Here is an 18,598-nt window from a genome sequence, read left to right as displayed (position 1 = left end):
GGAGCCGCCGTTCTACGCCGTCCGCCGTCCTTACGCGAGCTTGACCAGCATCTTCCCGAGGTTCTCGCCGGTGAAGAGACCGAGGAAAGCGTCGGGCGCGCGCTCGATCCCTTCGAACACCGTCTCCTTCCACGTCACCTTGCCATCGCGGATCCAGCCCACGAGGTCGCGCTGGAAGTCGCCTTGCAGATCGGCGTGGGTAGAGACGATGAAGCCCTGGATGCGGATCTGCTTGCCGACGATCAGCGCCAGGTTCGGCGGCCCGGGCGGCAGCTCCTTGGCGTTGTACATCGAGATCATCCCGCATTCGGCGAAGCGGGCGAACGGCCGGGCGGCGTTCAGGGCGGCTTCCAGGTGATCGCCGCCGACGTTGTCGAAATAGACGTCGATGCCCTGCGGCGCCACGCGGGCCAGAGCCGCCGTCAGGTCGGGCTCGGCCTTGTAGTCGATGGCATGGTCCACCCCGATCGACTTCAGGAACGCCACCTTCTCAGGTCCGCCGGCCGAGCCGATCACCGTGTTCCCCTTGGCCTTGGCGATCTGGCAGACCAGCGAGCCCACGGCGCCGGCGGCGCCCGAGACGAACACCACGTCGTCGTCCTTCAGACTGGCGACCCGTAGCAGGCCGGCGTAGGCGGTCAGCCCCGGCATGCCCGCCACGCCCAGGAACGCCTGCACCGGCAGGCCTTGGGGATCCAGCTTCTGCAGCGCGCCGACCGGGGCGTTGAACGCTTCGCGCCAGCCCAGCATGGACTGCACCAGGTCGCCCGGCTTCAGGCTGGGATCGTTGGATTCCACCACCTCGCCGACCGCGCCGCCCTGCAGCGCCTCGCCCAGGGCGAACGGCGGGACGTAGCTCTTCACGTCGTTCATGCGGCCGCGCATGTACGGGTCGACCGTCATCCAGAGGTTCCGCACCTGCGCCTGGCCGGGCCCCGGCGGCGGCAGGTCGACGCTGACCAGTTCGAAGTTGTCGTGAGTGGGCAGGCCCTTGGGGCGGCTCTTCAGCCGGATCTCGCGTGCGGCGGTCATGGTTTCCTCCCATCCGTCTGGTTCAAACGCTTGTTTAGCCGGGCGGCCGGGTGGCGTCGAGCCGCCGGAGCATGCTAGGCCCGCCGCGCCCAGACGAAGGGGAGTCCATGACTGAGACCCTGAGAGGCGGCGTGATCGGCGCCGGCGTGTTCGGCGGCTACCACGCCCGCCAGTACGCGCGCCTGCCGGGCGTGACGCTGTCGGCGGTGCTGGACTCGCACCCGGAGCGGGCGGCCCAGGTCGCCGTTCCCTTGGGCGGACGCGCCTTTCACGAGCTGGAAGCCTTCCTCGATGCGGTGGACGTGGTCACGCTGGCGTCGCCGGCCACGTTCCACGCCGAGCAGGCGCTGGCGGTGCTGGCGGCGGGCAAGCCGGTCTATATCGAGAAGCCGATCGCCGTCAGCGTCGCCGAGGCGGAGAAGGTCCGCGCGGCGGCGGCGAAGCAGGGCCTCGTCGTCGCCTGCGGCCACCAGGAGCGGGTGGTGTTCCGCGCCATGGGCCTGCTGGACGTGCCGGAACAGCCGGTGTTGCTTGAAGCCCTCCGCCACGGGCCGCCGTCCGACCGCAGCCGCGACGTCTCGGCGATCCTCGACCTGATGGTCCACGACATCGATCTGGCGCTCGCCATCACCACGGCCGAGCCGGTGACTGCGGAAGGCGAGGGGCGCCTGGGCGCAAGCGGCGTCTGGGACCAGGCCCGGGCCGAGGTCAGCTTCGACAGCGGCCTTACGGCCCTGTTCGACGTCTCGCGCGTGGCCGGGGCCCGCAAGCGTACGATGCGGGTGGTCTATCCCTCGGGCGAGGTCGAGATCGACTTCGTGGCCCGCACCTTCCGCAACACCACGCCCTTCGCCCTGAATCCGGATTTCGCCGACACGCCTGCCGCGGCCGACCCGCTGGGCGCCAGCGTCGAGGCGTTCCTTCAGGCGGTGCGTGGCGAGGCGCCCCGCCCGGTGGTCACGGCCGAGGACGCGATCCGCGCCTTGGATCTCGCCATCGCCGTGGAACAGGCGTTGGAAGACGCGGCGTAAGGGCGTTAGCGTTCGCATCCGGAGGAAGCCGCCGTGTCCCGCGCTCACAACACCATCGTGCGCACCGATCCGCTGGACTCGCAGGGCGCCGACGCCATCGAGAAATCCCTCTGAGCGACCCGGTCGCCGAGTCTCTGGAGCAGGTGGCGGAGCGGGTCGGCGATCCCGCGCCCCAGATCTACGCCCGCCTGTTCGCGGCCTTCCCGGAGGTGGAGCCGCTGTTCTGGCGGGACGCCAACGGCTCCATCCGTGGCGAGATGCTGGCGGTGGCGATCCAGTGCCTGCTCGACCTCGACGGGGCCTACGCCGAGAACTTCATCCGCGCCGAGCGCGTGAGCCACGAGGGCTTCGACGTGCCGCCCGAGGCGTTCGGCCGGTTCTTCCCCGTCGTGATGGAGACCTGCCGGGAGATCCTGGCTGACGGCTGGACGGCGGAAACCCAGGCGGCGTGGGACGAGCGCTTGCGGCGCATCGACGCTTTGATCGCAAAAGGGGCATGATTTTCCAAAGCGGCCCCTTTCCTGTCGCGGTCGGCGCTATTAGGTCCGCCCTCCCGGCTCGCACGCGCAACGAATGCGTCGCGGGGCGGGGCCGTCGACTGGCCACCGCCGGCCGGTCGGCGTATGGGAACCCAGCTTCGACACGTCGCCGCCAGGACTAAGCATGCCCGCGTACCGCTCCCGCACCTCCACCCACGGCCGGAACATGGCCGGCGCCCGCGGCCTGTGGCGCGCCACGGGCATGAAGGACGCGGACTTCGGCAAGCCGATCATCGCGGTGGTGAACTCCTTCACCCAGTTCGTCCCGGGCCACGTCCACCTGAAGGACCTGGGCCAACTCGTCGCCCGCGAGATCGAGCGGGCCGGCGGCGTCGCCAAGGAGTTCAACACCATCGCCGTCGACGACGGCATCGCCATGGGCCACGACGGGATGCTCTACAGCCTGCCGTCCCGTGAACTGATCGCCGACAGCGTCGAGTACATGGTCAACGCGCACTGCGCCGACGCCATGGTCTGTATCTCCAACTGCGACAAGATCACCCCCGGCATGCTGATGGCCTCGATGCGGGTGAACATCCCCTCGGTGTTCGTCTCGGGCGGGCCGATGGAGGCCGGCAAGGTGGTGATCAAGGGCAAGGAGGTCGCCCTCGACCTGATCGACGCCATGGTCGCCGCCGCCGACGAGAGCGTCTCGGACGAGGAGGTGAAGACCATCGAGCGGTCGGCCTGCCCGACCTGCGGTTCCTGCTCGGGCATGTTCACGGCCAATTCGATGAACTGCCTGACCGAGGCGCTGGGCCTGTCGCTGCCTGGCAACGGCTCGGTCCTGGCCACCCACGCCGACCGCGAGCGCCTGTTCCTCGAGGCCGGCCACCTGATCGTCGACATCACCCGCCGCTACTACGAGCAGGGCGACGAGAGCGTGCTGCCGCGCTCCATCGCCAGCTTCAAGGCGTTCGAGAACGCCATGAGCCTGGACATCGCCATGGGCGGCTCCACCAACACCGTGCTGCACCTGCTGGCCGCCGCGGCTGAGGGCGGAGTGCCCTTCACGATGGAGGACATCGACCGGCTTTCGCGGCGCGTGCCCTGCCTCTGCAAGGTGGCTCCCGCCAAGAACGACGTCCACATGGAGGACGTCCATCGCGCCGGCGGCATCATGGCCATCCTGGGCGAACTGGACCGCGCTGGCCTGCTGCAGACCGACGTGCCGACCGTGCACACGCCGAGCCTGGCCGAGGCGATCGCCCGCTGGGACATCCGCCAGACCAACAGCGAGACGGTCGCAACCTTCTTCAAGGCCGCGCCGGGCGGGGTGCCCACCCAGACGGCGTTCAGCCAGTCGCGCCGGTGGGAAGACCTGGACCTTGACCGGGAGGCCGGCGTCATCCGCGACGCCGAGCACGCCTTCTCGCAGGACGGCGGCCTGGCCGTCCTCAGCGGCAACATCGCCCTCGACGGCTGCATCGTGAAGACGGCGGGCGTCGACGAATCCATCCTGGTCTTCGAAGGCCCGGCCAAGGTCTATGAGAGCCAGGACGACGCCGTCTCGGCGATCCTCACGGGCAAGGTGGTCGCGGGCGACGTGGTGGTGATCCGCTACGAGGGGCCGCGCGGCGGGCCGGGGATGCAGGAGATGCTGTATCCGACCAGCTATCTGAAATCGAAGGGTCTCGGCAAAGCCTGCGCGCTGATCACCGACGGCCGGTTCTCGGGCGGCACCTCGGGCCTCTCCATCGGCCACGTCTCGCCGGAAGCCGCCGAGGGCGGGCTGATCGCGCTGGTGCAGGACGGCGACCGGATCCAGATCGACATCCCCAGGCGCACGATCCATCTGGCCGTGCCGCAGGACGAGCTGGACCGACGCCACGCGGCGCAAGCGGCGAAGGGCTTCCAGCCCGCCAATCCGCGGCCGCGGAAGGTGTCCACGGCGCTGAAGGCCTATGCCGCCTTCGCCACCAGCGCCGCCAAGGGCGCCGTGCGCGACGTGAGCAAGCTGTCCTAGGATCTGCCGGATGAAGACGCTGGGTCTGCTCGGCGGGATGAGCGCCGAGAGCACGGCGATCTACTACCGCGAGCTCAACCGCCTTGTCCGGGAACGGCTGGGCGGGCTGCACTCGGCCGACCTGCTGATCTGGTCGGTCGACTTCGCGCCGATCGCGGCCTTGCAGGCCGACGGTCAGTGGGACGAGACCGGCCGCATCCTCGCCGACGGCGCGCGGCGCCTGGAGCAGGCGGGAGCCGCCGCCATCGTGCTTTGCACGAACACCATGCACCTGAACGCGCCGGTGATCGCGGGCGCGGTTTCGGTCCCGTTCCTGCATATCGGCGACGCGACGGCCCAGGCGCTGAAGGCGAGGGGCGTGCGCCGCCCGCTGCTGCTGGCCACGCGCTTCACCATGGAGCAGGCGTTCTACAAGGACCGCCTGGTCGCCGCGGGCCTCGAGCCCCTGACGCCCGACGAGGCCGACCGCGCGCGGCTGCACGCCATCATCTACGACGAGCTCTGCCAGGGGGTGATCCGACCGGAGTCGAAGGCCGAGGCGCTCGCCATGGTCGCCAAGGGCCGCGCCGCGGGCGCCGACGGCGTCATCTTCGGCTGCACCGAGGTGGGCCTGCTGCTCAGCCAGGACGATCTGGACGTGCCCACGGTCGATACGACCCTCGTCCACTGCGAAACCGCCGTGGACTTCGCGCTGAGCTAGGGCAGGGCGGCGACGCCGGTGATGTACGGGTGGCCCCAAAGCAGGGCGGCCCAGATGACGACGCCCAGCGCGATCCGCCACCAGCCGATCTCGCCAAGGCTCAGCCGCTGACGGCCTTGGACGATGGCCAGGAACGGCGCGTTCGAGGTCTGCACGGCGAACGCGTCCCACTTGGCGCCCAGCACCCGCCTGCGCTTGGCGTCGATGCTAGCCGTGCCGAACAGCGCCAGCGCCAGCATGGAGCCGAACAGCACGAGGCTCGCGGCGTCGCCGTTCACCAGCAGATGGCCAAGCGCCCAGATGGCCACGCCCCAAAGGAAGGGATGGCGGGTGACGCGCAGCATGCCGCGCACGACGTCGGGGCGATCCAGAGCGCCCTCCTGCCGGACGCTCGTGGGATTGGGCGTGGTGAGGCCGACCACGATGAACAGCACGGCGACGAGCTGGATCAGGAGCTGGATGTGCCGCGTCGCGGGCGTCACCCCCCACAGCGCCTCGTTCACCGGCGAGACGCGGGCCTCGCCGAACGCGAAGCCCAGCCAGACCAGCACCGCCGCCGAGGCGAGGGAGAAGAGGCCCATGTAGGGGCCGGCGCCCATCCTCAGCACCAGCGCGTCGCGGACCCGCGTGCCTGAGATCAGGAGGTGGATAAGCACGAAGACGACAGCGGCGGCGATCAGGCTGGTCATGGCGATTTCCCGTTTCGGCCGGAAGGTGACGTCTTAAATTTACACTGTCAACTTATGCAGCGTGGTCCGGCGTTTCGTCATCCACGTCGTCATCGAAGGCGGCGTCCGCGGTCGGCGGCGGCGCGGCGGCCTGGACCTTCGGCGTCTCGACCGCGAGCGTCGAACCGCGGCGCGGGGCGGGGCGGCGGAGCAGGGACTCCATGCGGGCGATCCACCGATTTCCCTCCTGGACCGTCTCGGCAGCGGTCGCCGCCTTGCGCCGGCTCTGATCGGCCGCCGTCCAGAGGTCGAGGATGAAGTCGGGATAGGCGGTGTCGTCGAAGACGAAGCGCAGGCGGACGTGCTCCTGCGCGCCAGAGAACTGGTCCAGCGGGCGGCGCTGCTCGCCGCGATGGGTGCGGGCGGCCACCTGGCCGTCGACGATCAGCTCGGCCCCCATCAGCTCGTCGATCCGATACTCCAGGCACCAGGCGCCGGTATCCCAGGTGACAGCCACGACGTTCGCGCCGAAGTCGAAACCGACGCCTTTTCCGCCTCCGATCAGCAGGGCGTGCGGCTCGGCGCGCAGGACCTTCTTGAGGCTGCGGCGAATCCGGCGGCCGTCCTCCAGGTACCAGACGAACGCGGCGCCCAGCACCGTGAAGGCTGCGCCCGCGATCGCCATCAGCGCGATGAGCCGCCCGATGTCGTCCATGGCGACAGCGTAAGCCCGAACGGGCGAGTCGGCCTATGGCCGAGCTTCAGACGTCCAGTTCGATGACCAGAGGCACGTGGTCCGAGGGCTTGTCCCAACTCCGGACGTCCCGATGGATCGATGCGCCCCGCAGCAGGTCGGCGGCCTGGGGCGAGAGCAGGGCATGGTCGATGCGGATGCCGTTGTTCCGCTGCCAGGCGCCGGCCTGATAGTCCCAGAACGTGTAGGCGCCCGGCGCCCCGTCGGCCTGCATGTAGGCTTCGGTCAGGCCCAGGTTCTTGAGCGCCCGGAATGCTGAGCGGCTCTCAGGCTGGAAGAGAGCGTCGTCGACCCAGTTCTTCGGGAACTCGGCGTCGCGCGGTTCGGGGATGACGTTGTAGTCGCCGACCAGGGCGAACGGCTCCTCCAGCGCCAGAAGGTGCTGGGCGTGGCGGTGCAGGCGGGCCATCCAGGCCAACTTGTAGGCGTACTTCTCGGTCCCCACGGGATTGCCGTTCGGAAGGTAGATCGACGCCACCCGAACCGGCTGGGGTCCCGACACGACAGCTTCCAGATAGCGGGCCTGTTCGTCGGTCTCTTCACCCAGGTCGGGAAAATGGGGGAGGCCGCGGGTCACGTCCTCCAGCGGCTGCTTCGAGAGGATGGCCACGCCGTTGTAGCTCTTCTGGCCATGGACGGCGATGTTATAGCCAAGCCGTTCAAAGGCTTCGGCGGGGAACTTCTCGTCGACGCACTTGATCTCCTGCAGGCAGGCGACGTCCGGCTTCGCCTCCTCGAACCAGCGCAGCACCGTCTCCAGGCGCGCGTTGACCGAGTTCACGTTCCAGGTGGCGATGCGCATCAGGGGCTCCGGCTCAGGTGGAGCGGAAGCTAGTGGCGCGGGCGCTTCGGCTCAATGGCTTGCGCGGCCCGCCGTCCGCTGATACTTAAGCAATGACTTAAGTGAAAGAGCCGCCATGACCCTGATCCTGCACGAGCACCCGCTGTCGTCGTTCTGCTGGAAGGCCAAGGTGGCCCTCTACGAGACGGGCCTGCCATTCGAGGCGAAGCTGGTCGCGTTCTACGAGGAGGCCTCGCGGGCGGCGCACTACGCCCGCTGGCCGCTGGGCAAGATCCCGGTGCTGGAGGACACGAGTCGCGACCGGGTGGTCGCCGAGACCAGCGTCATCATTGAATACCTGCAGACCTTCCACGCGCCGGAGGCCGGCTTCATTCCGGCGGACCCGGAGGCGGCGCTGAGCGTGCGGCTTCTGGATCGCGTGTTCGACAGCTACGTCATGGAGCCGATGTCCCGGATTGTGGCCGAGAACTTCCGCGGGGGCGAGGATCCGGTGGGCGTCGCCCAGGCCGACGCGCTGCTGGCCAAGAGCTACGACTGGCTGGAAGGCGAGCTCGCCGGCCGGACCTGGGCTGCGGGCGATGGCTTCACCCTGGCCGACTGCGCCGCCGCGCCCTCCCTGTTCTATGCCGACAAGGTTCTGCCGTTCCGCGCCACCCATCCGACGCTAGCGGCCTATCTCGACCGTCTGGAGGCGCGGCCGTCCTTCGCCCGCACGCTGGAGGAGGCCCAACCCGTCTGGCACATGTTCCCGGGCCGGAAGGCGGCGTGACCCCGAACCTCGACACCCTGTTCCAGGCGCTGGCCGATCCCACGCGGCGGGCCATCGTCGAGCGCCTGAGCCGCGGGCCGGCCTCGGTCAGCGACCTGGCTCGGCCGTTCGACATGAGCCTGCCGGCCGTCGTGCAGCACCTGGGCGTGCTCGAAGCCGCGGGCGTCGTCGCCTCGGAGAAGGTCGGCCGTGTGCGGACCTGCCGCATCGAGCCCACCGCGCTCAGTCGCGCCGAGCAATGGATCCACGCGCGCCGCACCGCCTGGGAGCAGCGGCTGGACCGCCTCGGCGGATATCTGGCCGCCAACCCCGACATGCCGGAGGAGCCCTCATGAGCCAACGCAACGTCGTCCACGCGACCTTCTGCATCGAGCGCCGCTATCCGGCGGCGCCGAAGCGCGTCTTCGCAGCCTGGGCCACGCCCGAGGCCAAGGCCCAATGGTTCGATGGACCTGAGGGCACGGAGATCTATGAGCGCTCGATGGACTTCCGTGCGGGCGGCTCGGAACGCCTGTGGGGCAAGCACCCCGGCGGTAAGGTCTCGGACTTCCAGGCCCGCTACTTCGAAGTGATCCCGGACGAACGGATCATCTACGCCTACGACATGTGGATGAATGGCGTGAAGCTGTCGGTCTCGCTCGCCACCATCGAGTTCCACCCGGACGGGAAAGGGACGCGGCTCGTCATGACGGAGCAGGGCGCGTTCCTCGACGGCTACGACGACGCCGGCAGCCGCGAGGAGGGCACCCGCTGGCTGATGGAGAAGCTCGGGGCCGTGCTGGTCTAGATCGAGAAGCTCACGCCGCAGCCGCAGCTCGACTTGGCGTTGGGGTTGCGGATGCGGAACTCCGCGCCGGCGAGTTCGTCGACGAAGTCGATCTCCGAGCCCTTCAGCAGGGCCATCGAGACTACGTCCACAAGGGCGGCGGCCCCGTCCCGCTCGACCTTCAGGTCGTCTTCCTGCGGCTGTTCGGTCAGTTCGAACTGGTACTGGAAGCCTGAGCAGCCGCCGCCTTCCACGGCCACGCGCAGCATCAGAGGCCGGCCCTCGGCCTGGCCGATCGCGCGGATCCGCTCGGCGGCGGCGGGGGAGAGCGTGACGTCCTGGGTGGTCATGAGCCTCGTGGTCATCGCCTGTTAAACGATATAGCGGCCTGGACTATATGAGGTTTCGTGCGGTCTCGACCAAGAGGCCAGAGTTTCAAGAACGGTTTGATGGCCGCCACAAATCCCCCGACGGCTCCTTTCGCCGAAGATCCGACGCGCTCCCGCGGCCGGAAGGTCCCGGAGGCGGAGAGCCGCACGCGCACGCCCTTCGCCCGCGACCGGGACCGGATCATCCACGCCACGGCCTTCCGTCGCCTGAAGGAGAAGACCCAGGTCTTCGTGGCCCATGAGGGCGATCACTTCCGCACTCGGCTGACCCACAGCCTGGAGGTGGCGCAGATCGCCCGCTCGATCGCCACGGCTCTGGGGCTCGATGCGGACCTGGCGGAGACGATCGCGCTGGCCCACGACCTGGGCCACCCGCCGTTCGGCCACGCCGGCGAGGACGAACTGCAGATCCAGATGCGCGGCTTCGGCGGTTTCGACCACAATGTTCAGACCTTCCGTGTCGTCACCAAGCTGGAGCGGCGTTACCCGCGCTTCGACGGCCTGAACCTGACCTGGGAGACCCTGGAAGGCGTCATCAAGCACAACGGTCCGGTGACCGATAAGCTGGAGAAGCCGTCCTGGCGGGCCATCGCCGAGTTCGACGGCGAGTACGATCTGCGCCTCTCGGGCTGGGCGTCGGCGGAGGCCCAGGTCGCGGCGCTCGCCGACGACATCGCCTACAACAACCACGACGTGGACGACGGGGTCTCGGCCGGCCTGTTCTTCCTGAAGGAACTCCTGGACGTGCCGCTCATCGGACCGCACGTCCGCTCGGCGATGGAAGACTATCCCGACTGCGACCAGTCGATCATTCGCCTGGAAGCCGTCCGCCGGATGATCGGAGCCATGGTCGACGACGTGATGGTCGAAACCCGGCGCCGGGTGGAGGAGGGCGGCATCAGGTCGGCCGAGGACGTCCGCAACCTCGGCCAGGCCACGGTCGCCTTCTCGCGCGACATGGTCGAGGACCTGGCGGTGCTGCGGGCCTTCCTGATGGACCGCATGTACCGCCACTGGCGCGTCAACCGCACGCGCAGCCAGGCGCGCCGCATCCTGGCCGAAATGTTCCAGCTCTTCATGGCCGAGCCCGATGTCCTGCCCACCGAATGGCAGGCCAAGACCGAGGGCCGCGACGAGGCCGGACGCGCCCGGGTGGTCTGCGACTACATCGCCGGCATGACGGACCGCTTCGCCATCGAGGAGCACCGCAAGCTCTTCCACCTGGAGGTCTGGGGCTAGCCGCCGCATTCCCGCCGCGCATCGCCCACAGAAAATGGCTCCCGCAGGCGCTTGCGGAGCCCAGGCTTCGCTAGACTGCCGTTGATTCCGCGCGATTCGGGTCGCGCCAAGATTCTCGGAGCCTCACGCGATGTCCGACCACGAGCGCGGCGCCTATACGCCTCCCACCGACGCGCCCCTGTCGTTCGACGCCCGCCAGCCGGTGCGCGGCGCGCGGCCGGTTCCGCTCACGCTGATCATCAGCGTCCTGGTCCTCGCGGGCCTCGTCGCGGCGATCTTCGTCTTCTACCGCTCGGGCGTGCGCCAGGCCGGCGATGCGCCGCAGACGGTGGGCGTGCCCGTCGCCGGAATGAAGGAGGCCGCGCCTGCCGGCGCCCAGCCGACCGATCCCGCGGCCGGCCTCCAAATCTACCGTTCGGACGGGTCCGGCCCCGCCGAGGCGGCGCCGCCGACCTTCACGCCGCCGCCCGAGGAGCCCCAGCCGCGTCCCGCGCCGACGACGCCGGTGGTGGTGACGGAGCAGGCCGCGCCGCCGCCGGCCATGCGCCCGACGATCCCGGCGCAGCAGCCTGCGCCGCCGCCGGCCCAGAAGGCCGCGCCCACGCCGACGCCTGCCGCGCCCGCGCCGGTGGCCAAGGCTCCGGCGCCCAAGGCTCCGGAGACGAAGGCCGCCGCCGCGCCGGCCGCGAAGTCGGGCGGGGCCGTCGTCCAGATCGGCGCGGTGTCGTCCATCGCCCTGGCCGACAAGGCCTGGAGCGAGGCCGTCGGCATCGCGGGCGGCTCGGGCAAGGGCAAGAGCGTCGAGAAGATCGAGCGCAACGGCGGCACGCTGTACCGCACCGCCGTGACCGGCTTCGCCAGCCGCGAGGACGCCGCGGCCTTCTGCAACCGCCTGAAGGCCGCCGGGAAGAGCTGCTTCGTCCGGTGAGCGTCTCGGCCGCGATCCTCGGCTGTTCGGGCCTGGAGCTGACCGCGGAGGAGGTCGCCTTCTTCCGCGACGTACGGCCTTGGGGCTTCATCCTCTTCGCGCGCAACATCGACACGCCGGCCCAGGTGAAGCGGCTCACCGCAGCTCTGCGCGAGACGGTCGGGCGCGCCGACGCTCCGATCCTGATCGACCAGGAGGGCGGCCGCATCCAGCGTCTGGGACCACCGCACTGGCGCGCCTATCCCACCGGCCGCGCCTATGGCGCGCTGCCGCATCCGCAGCGGCGCGAGATGACCCGCCTCGGCGCCCGCCTGATCGCCCACGACCTGGCGGCGCTCGGCATCAATGTCGACTGCGTGCCGGTGCTGGACGTGCCGGATCCGCACGGCCACGAGATCATCGGCGACCGGGCCTACGGCGACACGCCCGAAGACGTGGCCCTGCTGGGCCGCGCGGCCTGCGAAGGCCTGATCGCCGGCGGCGTCTTGCCGATCGTCAAGCACATACCCGGCCACGGCCGCGCCAGGGCGGACAGCCATCTGGAGCTGCCGGTGGTTGAGGCCTCGTTCGCCGAGCTGGACGCCCGCGACTTCGCCCCGTTCCGGGCGCTCTCGGACATGCCGATGGCGATGACGGCGCACGTCATCTACGCGGCGGTCGACGCCAGCCAGTCGGCGACCACGTCCGAGGCGGTGTTCGAGGCGGTGATCCGCGGCGCCATCGGCTTCGACGGCCTAGTCATGTGCGACGACCTCTCGATGAAGGCGCTGTCGGGGCCGCTGGAGGACCGCGCCGCCCAGGCGCTGGCGGCCGGCTGCGACGTCGTGCTCCACTGCAACGGCGATATGGCCGAGATGCGGGCGGTGATCGACGGGACCAGCGAGCTTTCAGGCCGGGCGGCCGAGCGGGCGAGGGCGGCGCTGTCGCGCATCCCCGGCGCGCCCGAGCCGCTGGACCACGCCGAAGCCGTCGCCCGCTTCGAGGACGCGTTCCGGTGAGCGCCAAGGGCTTCCAGCCGAGCCTGGACTTCGCGGCCGTCAACCAGGCGGTGGAGGACGGCGAGGCCCTGATCGTCGACATCGAGGGCTATGAAGGCCCCCTGCACGTCCTGCTGGCGCTGGCGCGAAGCCAGAAGGTCGACCTGCTGAAGCTGTCGGTGACCAAGCTCGCCGAACAGTACCTGGCGTTCGTGCAGGAGGCCCGCCGGCGTCGCTTCAGCCTCGCCGCGGACTATCTCGTGATGGCGGCGTGGCTGGCCTACCTGAAATCGCGCCTGCTGCTGCCCAAGCCGGACCGGCCTAAGGCCGAGGAGCCGCCGGCCGAGGAGATGGCCGCGCGGCTCGCCTTCCGCCTGGCCAAGCTGGAGGCCATGCGCAACGCCGCCGAGGCGCTGAAGATGCGGCCGCAGCTCGGCCAGCAGGTCTTCGCGCGTGGGGATCCCGACGCCATCAAGGTGATTCCGTCCGGCAAGATCGAGGGCGACCTCTACTCGCTGATGAGCGCCTATATCGAGCAGCGGAAGAAGGAGACCCAGCGGCACTACACGCCCATGGTCCCCAAGGCGTATCCGCTGGAAGACGCCCGCGAGCGCCTGCGCCGCCTGCTGCCCGACCTGGAGCGCTGGACGCCGCTGACGGGCGTGGCGCCGTTCGGGCCGGCGATCGAGAACATGCCGAGCCGCGCCTCCTACGTCGCGTCGACGCTGTCGGCGAGCCTCGAGCTCGTGAAGGAGGGCGCGCTGGAGGCCAAGCAGCTCGAAGCCTTTGCCGACATCTACCTCCGGGCCCGGCAGGGCGGGGCGGAGGCGCGCGCATGACCGACCGCCGCGAGACCGCGCGCGAGGTCGAGGCGCTGCTGTTCGCCGCCGCCGGCCCGCTGACGCTGGAGGATCTGTCCGGTCGGCTGCCTGAGGGCGCCGATGTAGCCGGCGCGCTGGAGGCGCTGGCGACCCTCTACGACGGCCGCGGCGTCGTGCTGGCCAACATCGCCGGCGGCTGGCGCTTCCAGACGGCGGAAGACCTCGCCTGGCTGATGACCGAGGAGCGGGACGAGCCGCGCCGTCTCTCCAAGGCCGCCCAGGAGACGCTGGCCATCATCGCCTACCACCAGCCGGTGACGAGGGCCGAGATCGAAGCGGTCCGCGGCGTCCAGGCGAGCAAGGGCACCCTCGACGTGCTGCTGGAGCTCGGGCTGGTGCGGATGCGCGGTCGCCGGCGCACGCCGGGCCGGCCGGTGACTTACGGCACGACGGACGCCTTCCTGGAGCACTACGGACTGGCGAACCTCGCCGATCTTCCCGGCATGGCCGAGATGAAGGCCGCCGGGCTCCTCAGTCTCGACATCCCGGCGGACTTCACCGTGCCGAACCCGGCCGATCCGGCGCCCGACGAGGACCTGCTGGACCTGGGCGAGCCGCCCGAATTCCACGTGGACTTCGTGGGCGAGGACGAGGAAGAGACATAGGCGCTTTCGTCGCCGTTGGCGTGGCGGGCCGCCTCGGACTATATACCCGCCTGAGATTGGCGAACGGGCGGCGTCGGGGCCGCGGAGCCGTTCAGGGAGTTTTCGCGCATGGGCGCCCTTAGCATCTGGCACATCCTTCTGATCGTGGTCGTCGCTGCGCTGCTGTTCGGCGGCCGCGGCAAGATCTCCGGGCTCATGGGCGACACCGCCAAGGGCATCCGCGCCTTCCGGGAGGGCCTGAAAGGCGAGGCTGACGAGACCGAAGAGGCCGAGGCAAAGCCGCTGCCGAAGACCCGCAAGAAGGACAGCGCGGCAGGCTGACGCTGACGCGGTTCTCGACTTTTCCGCGCCGGCCCGCTTGATCGCGGCCGGCGCATCCGTTTAGGCCACCCGCATGCTTCCCGAGATTGGCGCCTCCGAGCTGCTGGTCATCGCCATCGTGGCGCTGATCGTGGTCGGGCCGAAGGACCTGCCGGTCCTGCTTCGCCGCTTCGGCCAGTTCATGGCCAAGGTGCGCGGCATGGCGAACGAGTTCCGCGCCAGCTTCGACGAGATGGCCCGGCAGTCGGAGCTGGACGACCTGCGCAAGGAAGTCGAAGCGATGCGGCGGGGCCAGTTCGCCGATCTGTCGATCAGCGACAACAGCTATCGGGAAACCGTCAGCGACATCGAGAACAGTCTGTCGGACGTCGGCGTGCAGATGCACCCGCCCATGAGCTACCAGTACGCTCAGACCTCCGAGCCGCCGCTGCCCGAGCCCGACGCGCCCCCTGAGCCGGCCAAGCCGACGCGCAAGCGTGCGCCCGCGAAGCCCAAGGGCGCGGCCGCCGTCGCGAAGGCTCCGGCCAAGCCGAAGGCCAAGGCCCGCCCGCGCGCCAAGAAGATCGTCGAATGAGCTACGACGACGAGTCCGAAATCGAGGCCTCGCGCGCCCCGCTGCTCGACCACCTGATCGAGCTGCGCAAGCGCCTGATCATCTGCGTGCTGGCCGTCGTGGCGGGCTTCGCGATCTGCTTCGGCTTCTCGACCCAGATCTACACGGTGCTTCTGCACCCCTTCCAGGTCGCGGCCGAGATGTTCGCGGCGTCCAAGGGCGGCCATTCGGCGGGGCCGTTCGACCTGCTGTTCGTGCTCGTGGGCCTGAAGGACGCGCCCGCTGTCGACGGCGAGAACCTGCGCCTGGTGTTCACCGCCCCGCTGGAGTTCTTCTTCACCAAGCTGAAGCTGGCCGGCTTCGGCGCGGTGGTGCTGACGTTCCCGGTGCTGGCCTGGCAGGTGTACGCCTTCGTCGCGCCGGGTCTCTACAAGCGTGAGCGTCGCGCCTTCCTGCCGTTCCTGCTGGCTGCGCCCCTGCTGTTCCTGATGGGGGCGGCGCTCGTCTATTTCATCATCCTGCCGTTCGTCCTGTGGTTCTCCCTGAGCCAGCAGATCGTCGGCGCGGCGGGCGTGGCGGTGGAGCTGCTGCCCAAGGTGTCGGACTACCTGACGCTGGTGACCACGCTGCTCCTGGCCTTCGGCCTGTGCTTCCAGCTGCCCGTGGTGCTCACCCTCCTGGGTATGGCGGGGCTGGTGAACTCCTCGATGCTGTGGAAGGGCTGGCGCTACGCCGTCTTCGCCGTCGTCGTCGTGGCGGCGATCGTCACGCCTCCCGATCCGATCAGCCAGCTCCTGCTCGCCCTACCGATCGTCGCCCTCTACTTCGTGTCCATCGGTTGCGTGAAGCTGATCGAGCTGCGCCGCGCCAGGGACGACGAAAGCCGCGACATCGTCGCCACCTAAACTTGGCGCCCGTATCGACGCGCTCTAGACAGGGCCGCTCAAGCGACAAGCGGGCCCCATGCACGACCTGAAAGCCATCCGCGAAAACCCCGAGCTCTACGAAGCCGCGTGGGCGCAGAAAGGCTCGTCGGGCAAGGTCGCCGAGATCCTCGAACTGGACGCGCGGCTGCGCGCCGCCCAGACGACGCTGCAGACCGCCCAGGCCGAGCGCAACGACGCGTCCAAGAAGATCGGCCAGGCCAAGGCCCAGAAGAACGAGGCGGAAGCCCAGCGCCTGATGGCGCAGGTGGAAGGCCTGAAAAGGACGCTGGAAGAGCAGGCCGAGGTCGAGCGCGAGACTTCAGAGGCCCTGAAGGCCATCCTGTCGTCCCTGCCGAACATCCCGTTCCCCGACGTGCCGAAAGGCGGCGACGAGCACGACAACGTCGAGGTCCGCCGCTGGGGCCACCCCCGGGCCATCGCCGCGCCGAAGGATCACGTCGACCTGGGCGAGGGCCTGGGCCTGATGGACTTCGAGGCCGCCGCCCGCATGAGCGGCGCCCGCTTCGTCGTGCTGAAGGGCCAGCTCGCCCGGCTCGAACGGGCGCTGGGCCAGTTCATGCTGGACCTGCAGACGGGGGAGCACGGCTACACCGAGGTCGCCCCGCCGCTGCTGGTCAACGATGCGGCCGCGTACGGCACCGACAAGCTGCCGAAGTTCGCCGAGGACCTGTTCCAGACGACCGACGGCCGCTGGCTGATCCCGACGGCGGAGGTCCCGCTGACGAGCCTCGTCATGGACCAGATCATCGCGGAGGAGGAACTGCCGCTGCGCTTCGCCGCGCTGACGCCTTGCTTCCGGTCGGAGGCGGGCGCGTCCGGCCGCGACACCCGTGGCATGATCCGCCAGCACCAGTTCATCAAGTGCGAGCTGGTCTCCGTGACGGCGCCCGAGCAGTCCGAGGCCGAGCACGAGCGTATGACCGAGTGCGCCGAGGCCGTGCTGAAGCGCCTGGAGCTGCCGTTCCGCACCATGCTGCTGTGCACGGGCGACATGGGTTTCGGGGCGCGCAAGACCTACGACCTCGAGGTCTGGCTGCCGTCGCAGGAAAAGTACCGCGAGATCAGCTCCTGCTCGAACACCGGCGATTTCCAGGCGCGTCGGATGAACGCCCGCGCCAAGAAGGCGGGAGAGAAGGGCACCCGGTTCGTCCACACGCTGAACGGATCCGGGCTGGCCGTCGGCCGCACGCTGGTGGCCATCCTTGAGAACTACCAGGACGAGGGCGGCCGCATCGCGATGCCTGACGCGCTGAAGCCCTACCTGCCAGGCATCACCCACATCGGCGGCGCGCAATGAGGATCCTGATCACCAACGACGACGGGATTCACGCCGACGGCCTGGCCGCTCTGGAGCGGATCGCCGCCGAGCTCACCGACGACATCTGGATCTGCGCGCCGGAGTACGAGCAATCGGGCGCCAGCCGCGCCCTGACGCTGGCCGAGCCGATCCGGGTGAGGACGCTGGGCGAGCGCCGCTTCGCCACCACGGGCACGCCGACGGACTGCGTCATGCTAGGCGTCCATGAGCTGGTGAAAGGCGGCAAGCCGGACCTCGTGCTGTCCGGCGTGAACCGCGGCGCCAACCTGGCCGAGGACGTGACCATGTCCGGCACGGTGGCCGGCGCTATCGAGGGGATGGCCCTGGGCGTGCCGTCCATCGCCCTGAGCCAGATGGGCTTCTACGAGCCCGGCAACAGCTTCGAGCCCGCCGAGGCCTATGGTCCGGGGATCATCAAGCGCCTCGTGGAGATCGGCTGGCCGTCGGACGTGGTGATCAACATCAACTTCCCGAACACCCCGGTCGATCAGATCACGGAGGTGGAAGTCACCAAGCAGGGCTTCCGCGACGTGCACGTGCGCCATGCCGAGAAGCGCACCGACCTGCGGGGCAAGGACTACTACTGGATCGGCTTTCGCCAGGAGCGCTCCAGCCCGCCCGAGGGCACCGACCTGCGCGCGCTCTACGAGGGCAAGATCTCGGTGACCCCGCTGCACATCGACCTCTCCCACATGTCCGCGGTCCACGACCTGAAGGGCAAGCTGGGCGGGGCCCCGCCCAAGGTCTGAGCGATGGCCGAGCCTGAAGACACCGCCGAGACCCGCATGGCCCGGCTGATCCTCGCGCTCCGCTCGCAGGGCGTGAGCGACGCCAAGGTGCTGAACGCCATCGAGACCACGCCGCGCGAACTGTTCACGCCCGAGCTGTTCAAGGAGCGCGCCTTCGAGGATTCGGCCCTGCCGATCGCCTGCGGCCAGACGATCAGCCAGCCGTTCATCGTCGGCCTGATGACCCAGGCGCTGAAGGTCGATCGCCGCGACCGCGTCCTGGAGATCGGCACCGGCAGCGGCTACCAGACCGCCATCCTCTCGAAGGTGGCGCGGCTGGTCTACACCGTGGAGCGCTACCGCACGCTGATGCGCGAAGCGGAGGGCCGCTTCAAGCAACTGGGCCTGACCAACGTCATCACGCGCTTCGGCGACGGCGGGGAGGGCTGGCCCGAGCAGGCGCCTTTCGACCGCATTATGGTCACGGCGGCGGCGCCGGGCGAGCCCAAGGCTCTGCTCTCGCAGCTCAAGCCGAACGGGATCCTGGTCGCGCCCGTGGGCAAGGGACCGGTGCAGAGCCTTCGCCGCTATGTCGGCGACGGGAAGGGCGGCTTCGAGGTCGAAGACCTCATCGACGTCCGCTTCGTGCCGCTCCTGGACGGCGTGGCCAAGGAACTCTGAGGCC

The 18,598-nt window shown here is 69.6% G+C and carries 23 protein-coding genes; 18 read left to right on the top strand and 5 right to left on the bottom strand.

The window, feature by feature from the left end; genetic code table 11:
• Positions 1-30 precede the first annotated feature (30 nt).
• Positions 31-1,032 (bottom strand): NADP-dependent oxidoreductase, encoded by a 1,002-nt coding sequence (locus tag ACO2Q0_RS01465; protein WP_423349698.1) that lies wholly within the window; start codon positions 1,030-1,032, stop codon positions 31-33.
• A gap of 107 nt (positions 1,033-1,139) precedes the next feature.
• Between ACO2Q0_RS01465 and ACO2Q0_RS01460 the strand changes: the two genes are divergently transcribed.
• The 4 genes from ACO2Q0_RS01460 (at position 1,140) to ACO2Q0_RS01445 (ending at position 5,268) form a co-directional block, all read left to right on the top strand.
• Positions 1,140-2,063: a Gfo/Idh/MocA family protein gene (locus ACO2Q0_RS01460; RefSeq protein ID WP_423349697.1), complete on the top strand. Its 924-nt coding sequence runs from the start codon at positions 1,140-1,142 to the stop codon at positions 2,061-2,063.
• 143 nt (positions 2,064-2,206) lie between these two features.
• Positions 2,207-2,563 carry a globin gene (locus ACO2Q0_RS01455; RefSeq protein WP_423349696.1) on the top strand — a complete coding sequence of 119 codons (357 nt, stop codon included), beginning with the start codon at positions 2,207-2,209 and terminating at the stop codon, positions 2,561-2,563.
• 163 nt (positions 2,564-2,726) lie between these two features.
• Complete coding sequence (gene ilvD, locus ACO2Q0_RS01450; protein ID WP_423349695.1) at positions 2,727-4,568, top strand: dihydroxy-acid dehydratase; 1,842 nt, start codon at positions 2,727-2,729, stop codon at positions 4,566-4,568.
• A 10-nt stretch (positions 4,569-4,578) separates the two neighbouring features.
• Positions 4,579-5,268, top strand: coding sequence for an aspartate/glutamate racemase family protein (locus ACO2Q0_RS01445; protein ID WP_423349694.1), 690 nt, complete (start codon positions 4,579-4,581; stop codon positions 5,266-5,268).
• Here the strand turns inward: ACO2Q0_RS01445 and ACO2Q0_RS01440 are convergent.
• Genes ACO2Q0_RS01440 through xth form a run of 3 tightly spaced genes read right to left on the bottom strand, consistent with a single transcriptional unit; the run spans position 5,265 to position 7,492 of the window.
• Positions 5,265-5,957: an NnrU family protein gene (locus tag ACO2Q0_RS01440; RefSeq protein ID WP_423349693.1), complete on the bottom strand. Its 693-nt coding sequence runs from the start codon at positions 5,955-5,957 to the stop codon at positions 5,265-5,267. The two genes, ACO2Q0_RS01445 and ACO2Q0_RS01440, sit on opposite strands and share 4 nt — an antisense overlap.
• 52 nt (positions 5,958-6,009) lie before the next feature.
• Positions 6,010-6,651 (bottom strand): hypothetical protein, encoded by a 642-nt coding sequence (locus ACO2Q0_RS01435; protein ID WP_423349692.1) that lies wholly within the window; start codon positions 6,649-6,651, stop codon positions 6,010-6,012.
• Between the two features lie 46 nt (positions 6,652-6,697).
• Complete coding sequence (gene xth, locus ACO2Q0_RS01430; RefSeq protein WP_423349691.1) at positions 6,698-7,492, bottom strand: exodeoxyribonuclease III; 795 nt, start codon at positions 7,490-7,492, stop codon at positions 6,698-6,700.
• A 115-nt stretch (positions 7,493-7,607) separates the two neighbouring features.
• On the opposite strand from xth, the gene ACO2Q0_RS01425 reads away from it, so the two are divergent.
• The 3 genes from ACO2Q0_RS01425 to ACO2Q0_RS01415 are packed head-to-tail and all read left to right on the top strand — an operon-like array spanning position 7,608 to position 9,048.
• Positions 7,608-8,261, top strand: coding sequence for a glutathione S-transferase family protein (locus tag ACO2Q0_RS01425; protein ID WP_423349690.1), 654 nt, complete (start codon positions 7,608-7,610; stop codon positions 8,259-8,261).
• Positions 8,258-8,596, top strand: a complete 339-nt coding sequence (locus tag ACO2Q0_RS01420; RefSeq protein ID WP_423349689.1) for an ArsR/SmtB family transcription factor — start codon at positions 8,258-8,260, stop codon at positions 8,594-8,596. The genes ACO2Q0_RS01425 and ACO2Q0_RS01420 overlap by 4 nt, the downstream gene beginning before the upstream one ends.
• The gene (locus ACO2Q0_RS01415; protein ID WP_423349688.1) at positions 8,593-9,048 is read left to right on the top strand and encodes an SRPBCC family protein; all 456 of its coding nucleotides are present in this window, start codon (positions 8,593-8,595) and stop codon (positions 9,046-9,048) included. The genes ACO2Q0_RS01420 and ACO2Q0_RS01415 overlap by 4 nt, the downstream gene beginning before the upstream one ends.
• Here the strand turns inward: ACO2Q0_RS01415 and erpA are convergent.
• Positions 9,045-9,377: an iron-sulfur cluster insertion protein ErpA gene (erpA, locus tag ACO2Q0_RS01410; protein WP_423350508.1), complete on the bottom strand. Its 333-nt coding sequence runs from the start codon at positions 9,375-9,377 to the stop codon at positions 9,045-9,047. The genes ACO2Q0_RS01415 and erpA overlap by 4 nt on opposite strands.
• A 99-nt stretch (positions 9,378-9,476) precedes the next feature.
• On the opposite strand from erpA, the gene ACO2Q0_RS01405 reads away from it, so the two are divergent.
• From ACO2Q0_RS01405 to ACO2Q0_RS01355, 11 genes are all read left to right on the top strand, one after another.
• Entirely contained in the window at positions 9,477-10,655 is a 1,179-nt protein-coding gene (locus ACO2Q0_RS01405; protein WP_423349687.1) for a deoxyguanosinetriphosphate triphosphohydrolase, read from the top strand.
• 130 nt (positions 10,656-10,785) lie between these two features.
• Positions 10,786-11,583, top strand: a complete 798-nt coding sequence (locus ACO2Q0_RS01400) for an SPOR domain-containing protein (RefSeq protein ID WP_423349686.1) — start codon at positions 10,786-10,788, stop codon at positions 11,581-11,583.
• Complete coding sequence (gene nagZ, locus ACO2Q0_RS01395; RefSeq protein ID WP_423349685.1) at positions 11,580-12,581, top strand: beta-N-acetylhexosaminidase; 1,002 nt, start codon at positions 11,580-11,582, stop codon at positions 12,579-12,581. The genes ACO2Q0_RS01400 and nagZ overlap by 4 nt, the downstream gene beginning before the upstream one ends.
• Entirely contained in the window at positions 12,578-13,399 is an 822-nt protein-coding gene (locus ACO2Q0_RS01390) for a segregation and condensation protein A (protein ID WP_423349684.1), read from the top strand. The genes nagZ and ACO2Q0_RS01390 overlap by 4 nt, the downstream gene beginning before the upstream one ends.
• Positions 13,396-14,046, top strand: coding sequence for an SMC-Scp complex subunit ScpB (gene scpB, locus ACO2Q0_RS01385; RefSeq protein WP_423349683.1), 651 nt, complete (start codon positions 13,396-13,398; stop codon positions 14,044-14,046). Before ACO2Q0_RS01390 ends, scpB begins: the two co-directional genes overlap by 4 nt.
• A gap of 108 nt (positions 14,047-14,154) precedes the next feature.
• Positions 14,155-14,367: a twin-arginine translocase TatA/TatE family subunit gene (gene tatA, locus ACO2Q0_RS01380; protein WP_423349682.1), complete on the top strand. Its 213-nt coding sequence runs from the start codon at positions 14,155-14,157 to the stop codon at positions 14,365-14,367.
• Between the two features lie 73 nt (positions 14,368-14,440).
• Entirely contained in the window at positions 14,441-14,941 is a 501-nt protein-coding gene (gene tatB / locus ACO2Q0_RS01375; RefSeq protein WP_423349681.1) for a Sec-independent protein translocase protein TatB, read from the top strand.
• On the top strand, positions 14,938-15,825 hold the full coding sequence (tatC, locus tag ACO2Q0_RS01370) for a twin-arginine translocase subunit TatC (protein ID WP_423349680.1): 888 nt from the start codon (positions 14,938-14,940) through the stop codon (positions 15,823-15,825). The genes tatB and tatC overlap by 4 nt, the downstream gene beginning before the upstream one ends.
• A 58-nt stretch (positions 15,826-15,883) precedes the next feature.
• Positions 15,884-17,164 carry a serine--tRNA ligase gene (gene serS, locus ACO2Q0_RS01365; RefSeq protein ID WP_423349679.1) on the top strand — a complete coding sequence of 427 codons (1,281 nt, stop codon included), beginning with the start codon at positions 15,884-15,886 and terminating at the stop codon, positions 17,162-17,164.
• Positions 17,161-17,934, top strand: coding sequence for a 5'/3'-nucleotidase SurE (gene surE / locus ACO2Q0_RS01360; protein WP_423349678.1), 774 nt, complete (start codon positions 17,161-17,163; stop codon positions 17,932-17,934). The genes serS and surE overlap by 4 nt, the downstream gene beginning before the upstream one ends.
• 3 nt (positions 17,935-17,937) lie before the next feature.
• The gene (locus ACO2Q0_RS01355) at positions 17,938-18,594 is read left to right on the top strand and encodes a protein-L-isoaspartate(D-aspartate) O-methyltransferase (protein ID WP_423349677.1); all 657 of its coding nucleotides are present in this window, start codon (positions 17,938-17,940) and stop codon (positions 18,592-18,594) included.
• The last annotated feature ends 4 nt before the right edge of the window (positions 18,595-18,598 follow it).

Source organism: Phenylobacterium sp. VNQ135 (assembly GCF_049445735.1).
Classification (GTDB): domain Bacteria; phylum Pseudomonadota; class Alphaproteobacteria; order Caulobacterales; family Caulobacteraceae; genus Phenylobacterium.
Note: the sequence above shows the minus strand (reverse complement) of the source record. Positions and strands in the feature narration are given on the sequence as shown.

Coding starts and splice junctions, on each gene's coding strand:
- ACO2Q0_RS01465 (WP_423349698.1), bottom strand. CDS start 1,032: ATGACCGCCGCACGCGAGATCCGGCTGAAGAGCCGCCCCAAGGGCCTG.
- ACO2Q0_RS01460 (WP_423349697.1), top strand. CDS start 1,140: ATGACTGAGACCCTGAGAGGCGGCGTGATCGGCGCCGGCGTGTTCGGC.
- ilvD (WP_423349695.1), top strand. CDS start 2,727: ATGCCCGCGTACCGCTCCCGCACCTCCACCCACGGCCGGAACATGGCC.
- ACO2Q0_RS01445 (WP_423349694.1), top strand. CDS start 4,579: ATGAAGACGCTGGGTCTGCTCGGCGGGATGAGCGCCGAGAGCACGGCG.
- ACO2Q0_RS01440 (WP_423349693.1), bottom strand. CDS start 5,957: ATGACCAGCCTGATCGCCGCCGCTGTCGTCTTCGTGCTTATCCACCTC.
- ACO2Q0_RS01435 (WP_423349692.1), bottom strand. CDS start 6,651: ATGGACGACATCGGGCGGCTCATCGCGCTGATGGCGATCGCGGGCGCA.
- xth (WP_423349691.1), bottom strand. CDS start 7,492: ATGCGCATCGCCACCTGGAACGTGAACTCGGTCAACGCGCGCCTGGAG.
- ACO2Q0_RS01425 (WP_423349690.1), top strand. CDS start 7,608: ATGACCCTGATCCTGCACGAGCACCCGCTGTCGTCGTTCTGCTGGAAG.
- ACO2Q0_RS01415 (WP_423349688.1), top strand. CDS start 8,593: ATGAGCCAACGCAACGTCGTCCACGCGACCTTCTGCATCGAGCGCCGC.
- erpA (WP_423350508.1), bottom strand. CDS start 9,377: ATGACCACCCAGGACGTCACGCTCTCCCCCGCCGCCGCCGAGCGGATC.
- ACO2Q0_RS01405 (WP_423349687.1), top strand. CDS start 9,477: ATGGCCGCCACAAATCCCCCGACGGCTCCTTTCGCCGAAGATCCGACG.
- ACO2Q0_RS01400 (WP_423349686.1), top strand. CDS start 10,786: ATGTCCGACCACGAGCGCGGCGCCTATACGCCTCCCACCGACGCGCCC.
- scpB (WP_423349683.1), top strand. CDS start 13,396: ATGACCGACCGCCGCGAGACCGCGCGCGAGGTCGAGGCGCTGCTGTTC.
- tatA (WP_423349682.1), top strand. CDS start 14,155: ATGGGCGCCCTTAGCATCTGGCACATCCTTCTGATCGTGGTCGTCGCT.
- tatB (WP_423349681.1), top strand. CDS start 14,441: ATGCTTCCCGAGATTGGCGCCTCCGAGCTGCTGGTCATCGCCATCGTG.
- tatC (WP_423349680.1), top strand. CDS start 14,938: ATGAGCTACGACGACGAGTCCGAAATCGAGGCCTCGCGCGCCCCGCTG.
- serS (WP_423349679.1), top strand. CDS start 15,884: ATGCACGACCTGAAAGCCATCCGCGAAAACCCCGAGCTCTACGAAGCC.
- surE (WP_423349678.1), top strand. CDS start 17,161: ATGAGGATCCTGATCACCAACGACGACGGGATTCACGCCGACGGCCTG.
- ACO2Q0_RS01355 (WP_423349677.1), top strand. CDS start 17,938: ATGGCCGAGCCTGAAGACACCGCCGAGACCCGCATGGCCCGGCTGATC.